General features: G+C 69.1%; 19 protein-coding genes. 9 read left to right on the forward strand and 10 right to left on the reverse strand.

The annotated features are described in order from the left end of the window. Positions 1 to 138: 138 nt before the first annotated feature. The gene (locus tag OG568_RS52720) at positions 139 to 435 is read right to left on the reverse strand and encodes a hypothetical protein (protein WP_329537206.1); all 297 of its coding nucleotides are present in this window, start codon (positions 433 to 435) and stop codon (positions 139 to 141) included. Between the two features lie 9 nt (positions 436 to 444). Between OG568_RS52720 and OG568_RS52725 the strand changes: the two genes are divergently transcribed. Beyond that, complete coding sequence (locus OG568_RS52725) at positions 445 to 714, forward strand: integrase core domain-containing protein (RefSeq protein ID WP_329537207.1); 270 nt, start codon at positions 445 to 447, stop codon at positions 712 to 714. A 534-nt stretch (positions 715 to 1,248) separates the two neighbouring features. Here the strand turns inward: OG568_RS52725 and OG568_RS52730 are convergent. From OG568_RS52730 to OG568_RS52740, 3 genes are all read right to left on the reverse strand, one after another. Then, a complete protein-coding gene (locus OG568_RS52730) occupies positions 1,249 to 2,244 on the reverse strand; it encodes a WD40 repeat domain-containing protein (protein WP_329537208.1) in 996 nt (331 codons plus the stop codon). Between the two features lie 138 nt (positions 2,245 to 2,382). Continuing rightward, complete coding sequence (locus tag OG568_RS52735) at positions 2,383 to 2,826, reverse strand: hypothetical protein (RefSeq protein ID WP_329537209.1); 444 nt, start codon at positions 2,824 to 2,826, stop codon at positions 2,383 to 2,385. 39 nt (positions 2,827 to 2,865) lie between these two features. Further along, positions 2,866 to 3,180 (reverse strand): hypothetical protein, encoded by a 315-nt coding sequence (locus OG568_RS52740; protein ID WP_329537210.1) that lies wholly within the window; start codon positions 3,178 to 3,180, stop codon positions 2,866 to 2,868. Between the two features lie 71 nt (positions 3,181 to 3,251). Between OG568_RS52740 and OG568_RS52745 the strand changes: the two genes are divergently transcribed. Continuing rightward, entirely contained in the window at positions 3,252 to 3,671 is a 420-nt protein-coding gene (locus OG568_RS52745; protein ID WP_329537211.1) for a hypothetical protein, read from the forward strand. Between the two features lie 193 nt (positions 3,672 to 3,864). Here OG568_RS52745 and OG568_RS52750 read toward each other — a convergent pair whose 3' ends face one another. The 3 genes from OG568_RS52750 to OG568_RS52760 all read right to left on the reverse strand — a co-directional run bounded on the left by OG568_RS52750 (position 3,865) and on the right by OG568_RS52760 (position 5,991). Next, on the reverse strand, positions 3,865 to 4,113 hold the full coding sequence (locus OG568_RS52750) for a hypothetical protein (RefSeq protein ID WP_329537212.1): 249 nt from the start codon (positions 4,111 to 4,113) through the stop codon (positions 3,865 to 3,867). Positions 4,114 to 4,462: 349 nt separating this feature from the next. Further along, positions 4,463 to 5,386 carry a hypothetical protein gene (locus OG568_RS52755; RefSeq protein ID WP_329537213.1) on the reverse strand — a complete coding sequence of 308 codons (924 nt, stop codon included), beginning with the start codon at positions 5,384 to 5,386 and terminating at the stop codon, positions 4,463 to 4,465. Next, positions 5,383 to 5,991: an RNA polymerase sigma factor gene (locus OG568_RS52760; protein WP_443077935.1), complete on the reverse strand. Its 609-nt coding sequence runs from the start codon at positions 5,989 to 5,991 to the stop codon at positions 5,383 to 5,385. Before OG568_RS52760 ends, OG568_RS52755 begins: the two co-directional genes overlap by 4 nt. Positions 5,992 to 6,176: 185 nt before the next feature. Between OG568_RS52760 and OG568_RS52765 the strand changes: the two genes are divergently transcribed. Both OG568_RS52765 and OG568_RS52770 read left to right on the forward strand, forming a co-directional pair. Next, positions 6,177 to 6,425 carry an antitoxin MazE7 gene (locus OG568_RS52765; RefSeq protein WP_329537214.1) on the forward strand — a complete coding sequence of 83 codons (249 nt, stop codon included), beginning with the start codon at positions 6,177 to 6,179 and terminating at the stop codon, positions 6,423 to 6,425. Positions 6,426 to 6,433: 8 nt separating this feature from the next. Beyond that, on the forward strand, positions 6,434 to 6,814 hold the full coding sequence (locus tag OG568_RS52770; RefSeq protein WP_329538269.1) for a toxin Doc: 381 nt from the start codon (positions 6,434 to 6,436) through the stop codon (positions 6,812 to 6,814). Here OG568_RS52770 and OG568_RS52775 read toward each other — a convergent pair. Then, positions 6,738 to 7,121, reverse strand: a complete 384-nt coding sequence (locus OG568_RS52775; protein ID WP_329538270.1) for a hypothetical protein — start codon at positions 7,119 to 7,121, stop codon at positions 6,738 to 6,740. The two genes, OG568_RS52770 and OG568_RS52775, sit on opposite strands and share 77 nt — an antisense overlap. Positions 7,122 to 7,374: 253 nt before the next feature. Here OG568_RS52775 and OG568_RS52780 point away from each other — a divergent pair, with 253 nt between their 5' ends. Both OG568_RS52780 and OG568_RS52785 read left to right on the forward strand, forming a co-directional pair. Beyond that, a complete protein-coding gene (locus OG568_RS52780) occupies positions 7,375 to 8,142 on the forward strand; it encodes an alpha/beta hydrolase (protein WP_329537215.1) in 768 nt (255 codons plus the stop codon). A 479-nt stretch (positions 8,143 to 8,621) separates the two neighbouring features. After that, positions 8,622 to 8,765 (forward strand): ATP-dependent DNA ligase, encoded by a 144-nt coding sequence (locus OG568_RS52785; protein ID WP_329537216.1) that lies wholly within the window; start codon positions 8,622 to 8,624, stop codon positions 8,763 to 8,765. Here OG568_RS52785 and OG568_RS61885 read toward each other — a convergent pair. Together OG568_RS61885 and OG568_RS52795 are read right to left on the reverse strand one after the other, a co-directional pair. After that, the gene (locus OG568_RS61885) at positions 8,751 to 9,209 is read right to left on the reverse strand and encodes a hypothetical protein (RefSeq protein ID WP_443077936.1); all 459 of its coding nucleotides are present in this window, start codon (positions 9,207 to 9,209) and stop codon (positions 8,751 to 8,753) included. The genes OG568_RS52785 and OG568_RS61885 overlap by 15 nt on opposite strands. Positions 9,210 to 9,472: 263 nt before the next feature. Next, positions 9,473 to 10,354 carry a helix-turn-helix transcriptional regulator gene (locus tag OG568_RS52795; RefSeq protein ID WP_329537218.1) on the reverse strand — a complete coding sequence of 294 codons (882 nt, stop codon included), beginning with the start codon at positions 10,352 to 10,354 and terminating at the stop codon, positions 9,473 to 9,475. Positions 10,355 to 10,537: 183 nt separating this feature from the next. On the opposite strand from OG568_RS52795, the gene OG568_RS52800 reads away from it, so the two are divergent. The 3 genes from OG568_RS52800 (at position 10,538) to OG568_RS52810 (ending at position 13,193) form a co-directional block, all read left to right on the forward strand. Continuing rightward, positions 10,538 to 11,314, forward strand: a complete 777-nt coding sequence (locus tag OG568_RS52800; protein ID WP_329537219.1) for an SDR family NAD(P)-dependent oxidoreductase — start codon at positions 10,538 to 10,540, stop codon at positions 11,312 to 11,314. Positions 11,315 to 11,415: 101 nt separating this feature from the next. After that, positions 11,416 to 12,261 carry an SDR family oxidoreductase gene (locus OG568_RS52805; protein WP_329537220.1) on the forward strand — a complete coding sequence of 282 codons (846 nt, stop codon included), beginning with the start codon at positions 11,416 to 11,418 and terminating at the stop codon, positions 12,259 to 12,261. A gap of 317 nt (positions 12,262 to 12,578) precedes the next feature. After that, positions 12,579 to 13,193: a class I SAM-dependent methyltransferase gene (locus OG568_RS52810; protein WP_329537221.1), complete on the forward strand. Its 615-nt coding sequence runs from the start codon at positions 12,579 to 12,581 to the stop codon at positions 13,191 to 13,193. Positions 13,194 to 13,294: the final 101 nt, after the last annotated feature.

Below are 13,294 nucleotides of genomic sequence, written 5' to 3' on the forward strand. Positions count from 1 at the left end.
GTCCACCGTCACTCCGCTCGTTCGGAATCTGATCACGGTGCCCGCAGCCATCCTGCGCAACCGCGTGGCCAAGGACGCAGAGGTTCTCGCGTTGCGGCACGAGAACGCAGTGCTGCGCCGTCAGATCGCCCGGGTCCGCTACGAGTCCGCCGACCGGATCTGGCCCGCCGCGCTCTCGCGGTTGGTCCCGCGCGAGCGCCGGCGCCAGGCCTTCGCGGTCACCCCCACCACCCTGCTGGCCTGGCACCGGCAACTCATCGCCCGGAAGTGGGCGTTCATTGCGTTCGCTCTCGGTGCCCAAGGCGGGCTGAGCAGGATCTCCACGTCTTCGGCCTCGAGGCGCGCGACGCTGGGGTGGGAGGTGACACCGGCGAGGTGGACGTGGCGGGTGGGGTGCTCGATGAGGACCAGCGCGTGCAGGCGCCCCAGCGACATGGTGTCGAGGTGCAGGAAATCTGCGAGAGAGTCATGGGCACCCTGCGCCGCGAGGTGCTCGACCGGGTGCTGATCTACAACGAGGCCCACGCCCAAGCGGTGCTCACCGACTACATCCGGCACTGCAACAGGCACCGCCCCCACCAGTCCCGGACGCAGCTACCCCCGGCCAGCAACGAACCGCCCACCGCGGCCACCGTCACCGACCTCCAGGCGCATCGGATCCGGCGACGCCCCGTCCTCGGCGGCCGGGCCAACGAGTACCTCCGCGCCACCTGACCGAACCCCATCACCGCAGCTCACAGCGCCAATTCGTATTTCCGAGCGGCACACGCCCACCGCTTCCGCGGGGACGCCTCGGCGGCTGGGAGCTCCCAAGCCCGCTCGGTGACCAGCGCGTCGATCGCGGCACCGACACCCCTCAGCTCACGCCTGTCCCGCCTGACCGGGCAACGCCTCACGGCTGCACTACGACCTCCTCTGCGCTCCGACCGTGCGACTGGGGCTGCGGGCGCAACGCATGTAGGGATCCGGAAGTTCGAGCATCACGGCCTGCGGTGTCGCGGCACTCCAGCATTCGTGGCAGGGCTCAGGCTCTCGTATGAGCAGTGCGCAAGAGCGCAGCCCCGATGTCGGTTGTCGATGCGGCTTTGCCCATCGCCGTCGACGGCTGTCGGCTGTCGGCTGTCGGCTGTCGGCTGTCGGCTGTCGGCTGTCGGCTGTCGGCTGTCGGCTGTCGGCTGTCGGCTGTCGGCTGTCGGCTGTCGGCTGTCGGCTCCAGCCTTGCCCCGTTCCATGAGGCCTGGCCGCCGCTCAGCGGGTTGGATCGACCAGGCGACGGACGGTCATTTCCGCGTCGCCTGCCCGGGTCGCCAGCGACACCGATCCGTCAGAACAGCTCAGGGCGGCGGGGCCGGTTCCCGGCAGTGGAGCACCCAGTATCTCGCCGCTGACGGCGTCCCACAGCCGGATCGGGCCGCCGTACGGAGCGATGAACAGCACGCCGCCGCCCGCTGCGGTGGCGCCGGCCAGGAGGGTTTCCGGGCCTGGTCGCATGAGCGGGCCGATCGGTGCGCCGGTGACCGCGTCCCAGCGCGACAGGGTGCCGTTCATGTCCAGGGAGGCGAGCATGACTCGCCCGTCGTTCAAGGCGAGGGAGACCAACTGCATGCTGTAGTCACCGGGCCCGTGGATGGGGTTTCCGTACGGTTGGCCGGATGCCGCGTTCCAGCGGAGGATGCGGCCTGCCTCGTCCTCCGAGGCGATCAGCGCAGTGCCGTCGGGCAGTGTGATGGCTGTGATGGCCTTGACGCAGGTGGTGTGGCCGACCAGCGGCGGGCCCAGGGGCTCACCTGTCGCCGCGTCCCATCGGTACACCCGAAAGCCGCAATGGCCGGCCCCGGCGATGAACGCGCGGCCGTCCGGCAGGATCCCGGTGGCCACGTCCCAGATGGTGTCATCGGCGGCCATCTCGTACCCGTCCAGCTCCGCGCCGGTCAGCGCGTCGAGCCGCAGGACGCCGTCCTCCGTGGCCACCGCCACCACCGGGTTGCCGCCCGGCGGTGAGGCGACCGCGAGCGCATGGGCAGACCATGCATCAGCCGAACACCACAGCATGCGGCCGGTGAACATGTCCCAGCGGCGGATCTCCTGGCCTTCGCACGATGAGAGCAGCACCACCTGCCCCGACCGGGCCCGCGCCAACGTCGGCCAAAGGATGCACCCTGGCTCAGAAGTGAACGTCGTGACTCGTGCCGAGCGCATGCCCTGCCGCATCACACCTCCGCGCTGCCGTGTCGACTGACCCATGCTGAACTACTGGATGTTACTGATGCAGTACTGAAATACCCGTCCACTTGATGAACTGGATCAGTCTCCTACAACGCCGTAGGATCTCGCGGCCCGTGACATAGGCCGTCGCCCTGACCAGGCGCTCTCTGGGCTGTCTCAGCCCATGTTCCCGTCTGGTGTCTCAGGCTCGTGGCATTTCTTCAGGGTCGACTTCGGCAGTCGACCCGCTTCTTCTGCCCACTCACGCTGGGCTGGTGCCCGCTCCATGCGGCTTGCGATGTCCGTCTTGAACGTGGCGTCCAAGGTCTCCGGGAGCTTGCTGAACGTGGCGGGGAGCACGTCGAGCAGGCTCAAGAACTGCTCGCCGCTCGGGGCCGTCAGCAGCAGTTCGCATCTCCAGTGCGGCGACGCCTCGGGGCGGTGACTGAGGTGATGCACGAGTGCGGGGAACAAGTAGTGCGTCGCTCCGGGAGCGAGGTGGTCCCGAAGCCAGTCGACCGGAAGCCGCTGGCTGAAGCCGTACGCGCCGGCCTCCCTCTCCAGGTCGAGGAGCTGTTCGGTGTCGACTGCCCGGATCGTGCGGGGAAGAGTTGGGGCCATGCCGTGATGATGCCAAGAAGCCGCCGCGGGGCCGAGAGGTCAGCGGAGCCGGGCTGCGATCCGCCGACGGGCAGGGCCCCAGACTTCCTCAAACTCGTCGGAGGTCAGTTGCTCCGGATCATGGCCTTCCCACTCTGAGACGGGCAGTTCTGCTGTGATCCCGAACCTGTGGTCGAACTCGGCGAGGCGGCCGGCAGCGTGGGCCTGCTGCCATTCCTCGAGGGAGGCCGCTGCGATCGGGGTCAGCTCAGGTCCTTCGAGCTCGATCTGCCGGGTCACCCGACCTTCGGCGTCGACCTCGAAGTAGAACCAGACGTCTTCCTCGTCCCAGTAGCAGCGCATCCATGTCGTCACCAGCCCATGATGACGGAGCCCTCGGATCGTCCACCGCCGCAATGTCAGAGTCATGCTGGAGGATTACGCCCATGTTGATCGCGACGAATGAGGCTGGGCGCGTGGTGAAGAAGCCGTCGAAGCCGGTGATAGGCACGATGCTGGCCAACCTCCATCGCAGTAACGCGCATCTGGTTCTGGAGCGCGTGGAGGATGGCGTGGAGGGCAGCTGGTATGTCCAGGTACTGCTGCGCGACGACAACACGTACCAACTCGAATATCGGGACGGCGTTGCCGCCGAGCACTACCAAACGCGGACGATCTCCCATGAGAAAGTCCTGACGGCGATGCTCGGCTGGGCTGCTGGCAGGGGGACTGGCGGGACCCTTTCATGTGGAACAACATCGGCTCGCAGTTCGAAACCGGTGAAGCTCCGCAACTCGGCTGATCAGGTCGCCCATTCCGCGCGCGGCGCGATACGGGCGAGATCGACTTTGGGCCCGGGCGAGTAGGACGGCACGTACGACTGATCGCCGCTGTCTGTCATCCAGCACCTCCACGCTCACCGCGGGCGATCCGAAGGCGCATGGCCTGCCACAGTTCACCGGCACCGCGGCTGCTGTCCGGTCGGTCGTTGTGCCTGACCGGACAGCACGCGCTGTGGGCGACCTTGCCGCGGCCGTAGTCACGGTGATGCGCACCTGGTCAGGCGATGCCCCTGACGAGATGGAAGAGCTCCGTCTGCGCGGACAGACGCTCAGGGAAGTCACCGGGGATCAGCGTTACCCAGGCTCCGTCCTCCTCTGCCGGCTCGTCCCCGACCGTGACCACGCGACGCCAGGACTTCCCGTACTGGGTGGCACCGCCGAAGTCCAGCGTCCGGTGCCGGTGAGTGGGCAGACCACACGCCGGGCACGGCACCGTGATCGGGCGTACCCACCCCGGCACAGCCATCACCTCCCCGGCAGGGACGGGCGACAGACGAGAGGCGGGCACATCATGCTGACTTCTATGGCCTTGCTGCGTAGGTCACAAGCAGGAACGGTTGTCGACGCCTGGAAAGCCGATGTTGTTCAGCACGGATTCTTGGCCTGGGCGATCTCGAAGGCGAAGTTCGCTCCTGGCCGGATTGCCGCGAGCGGGCTTCTCGTGGGCGTCGAAGAGCTGCTGAGCGCGGCCTGGCCGGCAGTCAGGCGGGGCAGTCAGCCGCCGCGCCCCGCGAGCCCGTCGTTGGTCTTTGCCGTGCGGCGCCCCAGGGCTGTTCGGGGTCCCGGGGCGCCGATTCAGGGATGAAGCGGGAAGGTCAGCCGATCTTGTCGGCGGGGCCGACGGACAGGTAGGTGACGCGCATGGTCTGGCCGCGGTCGCTGCCCTTGGTGCTGACGCTGCTGGTCTCCAGCAAGGCGCTGGTCTTGGGGTCGATCACCATGTGGTCAGTGCTGGCGACGCCGCTGAAGACCAGTTCCGTGCCGGTGCGGCCCGCACTGTCCTTCACTGTGCCGACGAGCTTGACCCCGTGGAGACGGGCGAGGGCCCGATACAACCCGGCGCGCAGCTTGGGCCCAGCGGGGGACTCGCCGAGGAGGGCGCCGGCCTGGAGGAAAGCGGACTGGCCGGCGTACTCCTTGGAGCTGTTCATCAGTGTGACCAGCTGTGCCGGGCCGGTGGGCAGCCGGTCCAGGTCGCTCCAGCTGTGCAGTTCCTTGGCCCCCAGGCGCCAGCCGAAGGTGCCCGACTTCTTGTGCGTCTGGCCGCCCGCGACGATGTAGACGGCGTCCATGGAGCGCGCGTAGTAATAGTCGGTCGCGGGGGCCGGCTTCGCTCCCGTGTGGCTGACCTTCGTCTGCACCTTCCAGTACCGCGCGCCGGCGGCCGGCCTGGCGTAGGCCACGTCCGCGGTGTGGTCCAGGAAGGTGGCGACGGAGACGGCCTGCACCTGGTGCGTAGGGTGGCCGCCGGACTGGCCGGCATCCGTGACGCTGTACGCGACCACTCCCCCTGCGACGGCGGCCGCCGCCACCGCTGTCGCCAGGATCCGCCGGCCGCGGGCGAAGGGACGCCGCTCGAGGGAAGCCACCACGGAGTGTTGCGCGGTCTCCAGGCGGGCGGCGGCGTGGACCGCCGCCAGCGCCTGGACGACAGCCTGCGGAGCCGGGGGTTCGACGCGGCCCGCGGCCTGGAGCGCCTCAGCGCCGGGGAAGTCGAGGAGGTCCTGTCGCTGGGTCATGCCGATTCCTTCCGGTCCGTACGTACGGGGGTGGTGGGCGCCAAGGCCAGGTGGTGGCGGATGGGGGCGAGGCGTGCGCGCAGCCGGCCACGTGCACGGTGCAGGCGGGAGCGAGCCGTGCCGGCGGGGATCCCGACCACAGCGGCGGCCTCCGTCGGCGTCAGCTCCTCCCAGGACACCAGCAGCAACAACTCCCGCTCCTCAGCGGGCAGATCGGCCAGTGCCCGGCGCAGTTCAGGTGCCAGGGCAGCGGCGTCCAGCCGCTGGTCCACCGCCTGCCACGGATCGACCTCGACGGGGTCGGCTGTGGCGATCGCCCGCCCAGCCCGCCGGATGTGCCCGGCCAGGACGTTGCGGGCCACCCCGAACAGCCATCCCCGAGCCGATCCGCGTGAGGCGTCGAAGGTGTCGCGCGCTGCGAAGGCCTGCAGCCATGCCTCGGCCAGCAGGTCGTCGGCAGCAGCCGGCGCGCGACGGGCGAAGTAACCGTGCAGAGCGGGCGAGAACTGCTCCACCAGCGGTGTGAACGCGGCCGGGTCGCCCACTGCGCACGTCAGCAGGGCGTCCCCGTCATCGCTGCCCTGGTGCTTGTGATCCGATTCCACGGATTCTCCGTCTCCGACCGCCCGACGGCGGTCTCAACCCGTACTTGTCGCGTGGCACGCGGAGCGTTCGCGCCGACCGCCCAGGCATCCCCCTGTAAAATGTTCGCGGCTTTCCGCGTGCACCGGGGACCGGCACATTCCCCGAACGGTATTCATGGAGGTAGTCATGGACGTATACTCGGAGTATGGCTGACACCACAGTGAAGATCGACACCGGGACGCGGGACCGATTCGCCGCGATCGCCGCCGCCCGCGGCACGAGCGTGCGCGCTCTCCTCGCCGAGCTGGCCATCGAGCAGGAGAACCAGCTCAACCTGGGCGTGGCCACCGCCGAGTTCCGCAAAGCCATCGCACAGCCCGGCATCGCCGAAGCGTTCGACCGTGACTTCGGCGGTCTCCCCCAGCCCTCTCACACCAGCAGCCGGGCGGCCTGACCTTGCCCATCGAACTGCATATCGATATCCGGTGGCTCCTTGACCGGCAGCAGGAGCTACTCGGCAAAGAACTCGGCGTACGGGACTACTCGGCGCTGGTGGCCGCCGTCGCACGGCACCGGGTGAACACCCCGCAGATCGAGGTCGGATCGCCGGACGCGTACTGGCGGGCGGCCGCACTGCTGGAGCAGATCGTGCTGCTGCGGCCCCTGCCGGCCCGCAATGAGTACTTCGGGTACGGCGTCGCCGTCGCCTACATCCGGGCGTCCGGCGAGACCATCGACACCGAGTACGAACCCTGGCGCGACCTCGTCACCGACATCCGTGCACTGCGCCTGACCGTCTACGACGTCGCCGACCGACTGCGCTCCATGCACCCGACCGGGTGAGCTCTTCCCAAGCACCACGGCGTTCAGCGCCAGGCCTAGGGCCTGTCCGGCGGATCGAGTCGCAGGAAATCGGCGGCGTCTGATAAGCACCGTTGAGCGGGGTCTGGTGCGTGCAGCTGCAAGGCGGAGGAGGGAGTCGACGCGGAGCGTCGGCGAGTGACGACAACGCCGCAGATGGGCGTGCCAGACCCCGCGTCTGCGGCATGATCCGCCGGACAGGCCCTAGGGCGCCGAGCCGGTCCTCCATACCTTCGCGGTGGTTCTGCCGCAGCTCGCCGCACCGACCGAAGAAGATCCGGCGGGCCAGGCGGTGGCGGGCCTCGGTTTAGCTACTGGTCGATTAGGGCCTGTCTGGAGTTGTGATCACGCGGCGGGAAAAAGAGGTGGGCGGGATCGCGGTCGGGCTGGTAGCTTTCAGCCGACCGCGGCGCCGCGCAAGGAGGTGAGACCCATGAACGCTGTATCCATGTGGGTGCTCCCCCTTCCCGTCACGGCCGGCGATTGACCTAGGTGTCGCCGGGAGCGCCTCGACAACAAGGCACTCCCGAAAGGCAACACCTATGCACTGTCTGCAGTTCACCGCCGAGTCGTCGTCGAACGGCATGCTCGAACGCGACTTCACCGTGGGCGGCATCCCCGGCGTCCTCTGGTCGCCGGCCTCCAACGCGGCCGATCTCGCGCCCCTGATCCTGATGGCCCACGGCGGCGGCAACCACAAGAAGCACCCGGCAATGTCCGGCCGCGCCCAGCGACTCGTGACCGGCTGCGGCTTCCACGTCGCCGTCATCGACGCGCCCGGTCACGGCGACCGGCCGCGCACGGCGCACGACGAGGCGGAAATCGCCGAGCTGTTCCGGGCCAGGGCGGCGGGCGAGCCGGAAGGCCCGATCGTCGTGCGCTACAACGACCACTTGGCGGACCTCGCCGTGCCCGAGTACCAGGCGACCCTGGATGCCCTCCAGGAACTCCCGGAGATCGGCACCGACGCGCTGGTCGGCTTCTGGGGCATCAACATGGGCACCGCGATCGGCGTACCGTTCGTGGCGGTCGAACCCAGGATCACCGCCGCGGTCTTCGGTCAGCACTGGCCCGATGTCCTGGCCGAGAAGGCGAAGCAGATCACCATCCCCATCGAGTTCGACATGCAGTGGGACGACGAGCACATCTCACGCGAGGAGGGTCTCGCGCTGTTCGACGCCTTCGCCTCGAAGGAGAAGTCCTTGCACGTGAACTCGGGCAAGCACAAGGAGTTGCCTCGGTTCGAGGTCGACAGCGCAGTCCGGTTCTTCGCCCGGCACCTCGGCGGAGCGGTCACCGCGTCGGCCTGACCGGAGCGGTCGCGGCGTCCGGCTCGCCAGCCTGACGCCGCTACCGCGGCCCCGGTTGAGGCTGCGTATCCAGATGATGGATCCGCGTAGTTGGAGCCCCGCCATGTAGCTCGCGGGCGTCTCGTCAAAGCGCGTAGATCTCATCGCGCGTACGACGACACCCAGAGCCCGCACGAGGGCCTGCTCACCCTTGCCAGCGGCTGTGTGCACCTGCCCCGCCGGCCGCCTCGAAAACGAATACAAGGTCCGCGAGACGAGTAAGGCGATCGTCGGCGCAGTCACCGACTCCCCGCACGCTGCTGCTCGGCAGGTACGACACCGAAGGGCGCCTTCAGTACGTCGGCCGCATCACCACCCTCGCCGGGGGGAGCAGGTGCTGCGGTCGCCAGCCTTCTCGCTCCGGGGCGGCACGGTCATCGTGGCCAGGCTGGTCGTTCTCCGCCGGGTGGGACAGCCAGGAAAAACTGGTCGTCACGCTGGTGGAACCCGAGCTGGTGGTGGAAGTCGGCGTCGACGTCGCCCGCGACGCCTCCGGCCGGTGGCGCCACCTCGCATGCTGCCACCGCGCCCGTCCCGACCGCTCCCCCGCCGATGTTCCCGGCCTGACGTCACCGCCGCGCTGACGCGGCGCGGGCGCGGCGGCCCCGGCCGACGCGCAACCGGCCGAGCGAGGCCCCGATCCCCGGCCGCGCCCGCGCCGCCCATCTCGCTCCGTCCCTTCTTCCTTCACTCCAGCCAGGGACTTGGGCGAAAGCGGCCGCAACAGGGATGTCAGCGAGCCGACCACGCCGAAACGGCGTGGTGAGGCGCACCCCTTGTCGCGACCCGGCTCCTGGCGGCGCGCGGCGCCCGGACGGGCCCTCAAGTAGCACGCGCTGCTCCCCGGTGCGGGCCAGCTGCCGCAGCTCGGTGCGTGCGGCCGGCACCGAGGGGCCGGTGTTCCAGTACGGGTGCCACCACAGCCGTACGGACAGGTGCAGCAGGCGGCGGCGCAGGGTGGTGGTGTCACGGAGGTAGGGCGTGGCGAGCCCTTCGTAGGTGGCGTTCCAGGCGTGCTGTGTCTGCACCAGCTCGTCGGGAAAGTGTGACTTTCAGGGATAGTTGGCCAGCGGCGGTGGCAAGAACGCAGATGACCGGCTTGCATTCAACGACAGTCGGCCTATTTGCTCAGAGATAGTTGGCCACTGCGGCCTCGGCATCATTCTGGAGGGGTGCGGAAGTGTGCGTCTTGAGGCGGATCCAGGCGCGCTGACGCCGGCCGTTCCAGGGGGAGAAGCGTGTCGACCCCCACCAACTGGATGACCTGGCGATGACTGGCCGGCGTCCTGGCTCAGCCTTTCCGCGTAATCCCCTCGCTCACCTGCCCGCCGGACGTGTCGGTCCAGCTGGCGAGGATGGCGAGGGCTTCTGCGGAGGGTGAGGCGGGTTCGGGGGTCAGGATGGTGAGGTTCTGGTCGGGGTCGCCCTCGACGGCCAGGACGACGTAGTCGAGGGTGAGGTCGCCGACCAGCGGGTGGTGGAGGCGTTTGGTGCCGGTGGTGTGGGCGAGGACGTCATGGTCGGCCCACATACGGCGGAAGACATCGCTCTGCACGGACAACTCCCCTATCAGCTCGGCGAGTTGGGGATCGTCAGGATGGCGTCCGGCGTACAGGTGCAGCGTGGCCACACAGTCGCCGGCAGCCGTCTCCCAGTAGTCGGCGTACAGGGCGCGGGCGGCTTCGTCGAGGAAGACGTAGCGGGCGAAGTTGCGCTCGCGGTGGGGCCGGGCCTGGAAGTCGGTGAAGAGGGCGTAGCCGAGCCCGTTCGCCGCCAGGACGTCCATACGTCGCCCCAGGACGATCGCGGGAGCGCCAAGTGAATCCAGCGCCCGGTACAGGACCGGGCGCACCCGTTGCGGGCTGAGGGGTCGCCTGCGGCGGACCCGGGTCTCGGTGGGCCGGGCGAGATCGAAGAGGTGGGCGCGTTCGGTGTCGTCCAGTTGCAGGGCGCGGGCCACGGCCTCCAGGACGGCGTGGGAGACGCCCTGGACGCGGCCCCGCTCCAGGCGGACGTAGTAGTCGACGCTGACCCCGGCGAGCTGGGCGACTTCCTCACGGCGCAGCCCCGGGACCCGGCGCGCGCCCGGCTGCGGGGCGAGGCCAGCCCGTTCGGGGGTGACCCGGGCCCGTCGGGTGCGCAGGAACTCCCGAATCTCGGTGCTGCGGTCCATGAACCCACGGTACGGCCGCCCCCGGCCCGTCGGCTGCCCGGAAAGGGGTACTGCCGGACCCCCGGTGAAGCGGTGCCCTATACGGCGTCCCGGGCGGGGTCGGCGGGTGGTTGCCTGGATCACGGGCCCACCGCACCGCACACCCAGTCCAGCCCAGCCCAGCCCACAGAACAGGACACCTCCATGGCTCCTCCGACCGCATCGAATCTGACCGGCACCGTTGCCCTCGTCACCGGCGCGAGCAGCGGCATCGGCGCCGCCACCGCCCGCCGGCTGGCCGAGCACGGCGCCTCCGTAACGCTCGTGGCCCGCCGCAAGGACCGGCTGGACAACCTCGCCGCCGAGATCGAGAAGGCGGGCGGCACGGCCCTGGCAGTGGAAGCGGACATCACCGACCGCGCCCAGGCCGAAGCCGCCGTACAGCGTTCCGTCGAGCACTTCGGACGGCTGGACACGCTCGTCAACAACGCCGGCCTGATGCTCCTGGGCCCGGTCGTCGGCGCGGACGCCGAGGAGTGGGAGCGGATGATCGCCGTGAACGTCCGGGGCCTCCTCCACATGACCCGCGCCGCCCTCCCCCACCTGATCGACGCCGCCGACGAGGGACCGCGCCGGGTCGCCGACATCGTCAACATCAGCTCGATCGCCGGCCGCGTGGCATGGAACGGATACGGCGTCTACAACCTCACCAAGTTCGGCGTGAACGGCTTCACCGAGTCCCTACGCCAAGAGGTCACCCAGCGGCACGTCCGCGTTGGCGTCCTCGAACCGGGCGGGGTGGACACCGAGTTGGGCTCGCACAACAGGCCCGAGATCCAGGGCGCGATGATCACCCCCTTCTACGAGACGACCGAGGTCCTCGCCCCCGACGACATCGCCGACGGCGTCGCCTACATGGTCACCCGGCCCCGCCACGCCTCCATCGGCGAACTGTGGATCATGCCCACCGACCAAGCCTGAACCGTCTCTCCTCACCCACGGCTCGGCCACCAGCCGGGACGCCACGCAGCACCACCGCACAACACCGGGTGCCTGATCACGGCACCTGAAAGGAAGCCCCCATGAGCAAGGTCATTCTCGTCACCGGTGCCGGACGCGGTCTGGGCACGGACATCGTCCGCGAGGCCCTCGCCGCCGGCCACCAGGTCGTCGCCACCGGCCGCCGACCCCAGGAAGTCGAGAAGACTCTCGGCGGACCGCAGGAAAACCTGCTGGTCACCAAGCTGGACGTCACCAGTCCGGAGGACACCGAGGCCGCCGCGCAGGCCGCCGTCGACCGCTTCGGCCGCATCGATGTCCTGGTCAACAACGCCGGGAACTTCTTCGCCGGCTACTTCGAGGAGATCCCGCCCGCGCAGATGCGCCAGCAGATCGAGACCAACCTCTTCGGACCCATGAACGTCACCCGCGCCGTCCTGCCCGTCCTGCGTAAGCAGCGCGCCGGCCACATCATCACGCTCTCCTCCTCCGCCGGTCTGATCGGTCAGGAGTTCTGCGTCGCCTACGCCGCCTCCAAGTTCGGCGTCGAGGGGTGGATGGAGTCGCTGCGCTACGACGTCGAGCCCTACGGCATCCACACCACGGTCGTGGAACCCGGTTTCTTCCGCACCGAACTCCTCGTGGACGCCTCCACCACCTGGCCCGAGCCGACCATCGACGACTACGCCGAGCGCACCACGGCCACCATCGCGGCCTGGAAGAGCATGAACGGCCAGCAGACCGGCGACCCCGCCAAGCTCGCCCGCGCCCTGTTGGCCATCGCCGACCAGGACAACCCCCTGCCGCGCTTCGTCGCCGGCGCCGACGCCATCGAAGGCGTCGAAGCCAAGGCCAGGGAACTCCTGGCACAGGCCCAGGCATCCCGCGTACTGGGCGGCGACCTGGCATACGACGACGTCAACGCCTGAGCACCAGCCAGTGACAAAGTCACCCATCGGGCGGGCCTGGCCCGCCCGATGACCGCTGAAAACGTAGCCCCCTCCCGATGCGGGAAGTGGGGCTACTCGGGATCAACGGGACCCATCGGAGCCGAGCACCGCGTGACTGGCACTAGTACTCCAGCAGCACTTTGACGTTTTCCCTGTTCAGGGGCGGTCTGGGTGAGTGTAGAGGGCTATTCCTCACCCTCACGATCACGAGTCCCCACGGGGAAGGCGGATTTTCGGGAGAACGATGTCCGCCAGTGCGCCCTTGGAGGCCCTGGTCGTGCCCTTAGGATGATGTGATGCGCCGGGCCGACCCGAAGCCGTACTGGAACACCAACGTCGCCCGGCACCCGGGTATCCTTCGTGCCGTGCCTGAGAGTTGCGGCGACGCGTTGGACGTCGGCTGCGGGAACGGGCTGCTGGCGCGGAAGCTCGCCGAGCGGGCGAGGCGCGTCACGGGGATCGACAAGTCGCCGGAGATGATCGCCTGCGCATGCAACCTCGCTGCCGGCTACCCGGACCTCACGTTCGTCGAGGGCGACTTCCTCACCGCCGACCTCCCTGCCGCGGGCTACGACTTCATCTGCTCGGTGACCACGATCCATCACATGGACTTCGAGGCAGCCCTCATCCGCATGCGTGAGCTGCTGCGGCCCGGCGGCACGCTGATGGTCGTCGGCCTGGCCCGCGAGGCGAGCGTGGCGGAGTGGGCAGCACTGATCGCGGCTGCACCGATCGTACGGATCACGAAGGTGCTGCGTCGCGCGCGCGGGCCGGAGGGCATGCCGGTCGCCGTCCCGCAGATGAGCTACGGGCAGGTCCGGGCTGCGGCACGACGACTGCTTCCCGGCATGCACTACCGCCGGCACGTGCTCCGCCGGTACTCGCTGACCTGGGAGAAACCCGCCCGTTGACTGGCGTCGGGGAGGAAATTCTCCCTATCTCGGGCGATTTGGGCTTCACGTGATCGTCAGTCGCGAATTCTCCTGGATGGCCATGGGTAGCGCGGAGGCCG

This window comes from Streptomyces sp. NBC_01450 (assembly GCF_036227505.1).
GTDB lineage: Bacteria > Actinomycetota > Actinomycetes > Streptomycetales > Streptomycetaceae > Streptomyces.

Coding starts and splice junctions, on each gene's coding strand:
- OG568_RS52720 (WP_329537206.1), bottom strand. CDS start 435: ATGTCGCTGGGGCGCCTGCACGCGCTGGTCCTCATCGAGCACCCCACC.
- OG568_RS52730 (WP_329537208.1), bottom strand. CDS start 2,244: ATGGGTCAGTCGACACGGCAGCGCGGAGGTGTGATGCGGCAGGGCATG.
- OG568_RS52735 (WP_329537209.1), bottom strand. CDS start 2,826: ATGGCCCCAACTCTTCCCCGCACGATCCGGGCAGTCGACACCGAACAG.
- OG568_RS52745 (WP_329537211.1), top strand. CDS start 3,252: ATGTTGATCGCGACGAATGAGGCTGGGCGCGTGGTGAAGAAGCCGTCG.
- OG568_RS52750 (WP_329537212.1), bottom strand. CDS start 4,113: ATGGCTGTGCCGGGGTGGGTACGCCCGATCACGGTGCCGTGCCCGGCG.
- OG568_RS52755 (WP_329537213.1), bottom strand. CDS start 5,386: ATGACCCAGCGACAGGACCTCCTCGACTTCCCCGGCGCTGAGGCGCTC.
- OG568_RS52765 (WP_329537214.1), top strand. CDS start 6,177: ATGGCTGACACCACAGTGAAGATCGACACCGGGACGCGGGACCGATTC.
- OG568_RS52780 (WP_329537215.1), top strand. CDS start 7,375: ATGCACTGTCTGCAGTTCACCGCCGAGTCGTCGTCGAACGGCATGCTC.
- OG568_RS52795 (WP_329537218.1), bottom strand. CDS start 10,354: ATGGACCGCAGCACCGAGATTCGGGAGTTCCTGCGCACCCGACGGGCC.
- OG568_RS52800 (WP_329537219.1), top strand. CDS start 10,538: ATGGCTCCTCCGACCGCATCGAATCTGACCGGCACCGTTGCCCTCGTC.
- OG568_RS52805 (WP_329537220.1), top strand. CDS start 11,416: ATGAGCAAGGTCATTCTCGTCACCGGTGCCGGACGCGGTCTGGGCACG.
- OG568_RS52810 (WP_329537221.1), top strand. CDS start 12,579: ATGCGCCGGGCCGACCCGAAGCCGTACTGGAACACCAACGTCGCCCGG.